2 protein-coding genes are annotated in these 1,148 nt (G+C 67.9%); both read left to right on the top strand.

Going from position 1 to position 1,148, the window contains the following annotated elements; genetic code table 11:
- Positions 1–64: 64 nt before the first annotated feature.
- Positions 65–604 (top strand): winged helix-turn-helix domain-containing protein, encoded by a 540-nt coding sequence (locus ACFYP3_RS37925; RefSeq protein ID WP_388842685.1) that lies wholly within the window; start codon positions 65–67, stop codon positions 602–604.
- A complete protein-coding gene (locus tag ACFYP3_RS37920) occupies positions 601–1,137 on the top strand; it encodes a transposase (protein WP_388842687.1) in 537 nt (178 codons plus the stop codon). The genes ACFYP3_RS37925 and ACFYP3_RS37920 overlap by 4 nt, the downstream gene beginning before the upstream one ends.
- Positions 1,138–1,148 lie beyond the last annotated feature (11 nt).

Raw genomic sequence — 1,148 nt, 5'->3', positions numbered from 1 at the left:
TACTGAGGATTTCGGGTTGTCGTCGGGTAGTGACGGTTCATGATCCCTGCGGTATGCCGTTGGTATGCGTTATCCGGAGGGTGGGGGCCTGACCGCTGAACGTCGGGCATTTCGGGAGAAGATCCGGCTCCAGGCCGGCAGGCGGTTCGCGGCGGGTGAGAAGACCGCGGTGATCGCGAAGGACTTGCGGGTGAGCGTGCGGTCGGTGGAACGCTGGCGCCGCGCCTGGCGCGAGGGCGGGCTCGAGGCCTTGCACTCGGCCGGGCCGGCGAACTCCCCGACCGTTACCGATGCCCAGTTCACCGTGCTCGAGGAGGAGTTGGCGAAGGGGCCGGCCGCCCATGGTTTCGAGGATCAGCGGTGGACCCTGGTCCGGGTCCAGAGCGTGATCCGCCGCCGGTTGCGGGTGAGTCTGTCGGTGGCGACGGTGTGGCGGCTGCTGAAACGGCACGGCTGGTCCTGGCAGGCACCCGCCCGCAGAGCCCTCGAGCGTGACGAACACGCCGTCGAGTTGTGGAAGAGGGAGGTGTGGCCGCGGGTAAAAGCCTCGCGGCGGCCCATGGCGGCTGGATCGTCTTCGAGGACGAAGCCGGATTCTCCATGACGCCGCCGGTCGCCCGCACCTGGGGCCGACGCGGCCACACCCCGGTCATCCGCGTCCGCGGCCGCTCCCGACGCAGGACCTCGGTGGCTGCGCTGTGCTGCTACAAACCCGGCGAGGGGAGTCGGATGATTCACCGGCCCCGCAACCACCTCCTGCTGAAGGGGGCACGGAAGAGCTTTTCCTGGCAGGACTACCGGGACCTGCTCGTCCGGGCCCACATTCAGCTCGGCGCCCCGATCGTGGTCGTTTGGGACAATCTCAACACCCACCTGGCCGCAGGCCTCAAACGGTACGAGGCCGAACACGACTGGCTCACCACCATCCGGCTGCCGCCATACGCACCCGATCTCAACCCCGTCGAGGCCGTCTGGTCCCTCGTGCGCAGAGCAATGGCCAACACCGCGTTCGACACACCCGACGACCTCGACCGCACACTCCGCCGCGAGTTACGCAGAATCCAGCTCCGACCCCACCTGATCGACGGCTGCCTCACCGCCACCGGCCTGCCCCTCAACCCACCGACCCCACACTGAAAACCTCAGTA

The sequence above is a fragment of the Streptomyces sp. NPDC005533 genome (genome assembly GCF_042871845.1).
Classification (GTDB): Bacteria; Actinomycetota; Actinomycetes; order Streptomycetales; family Streptomycetaceae; genus Streptomyces.
This window is presented reverse-complemented; position numbering and strand designations above follow the sequence as displayed.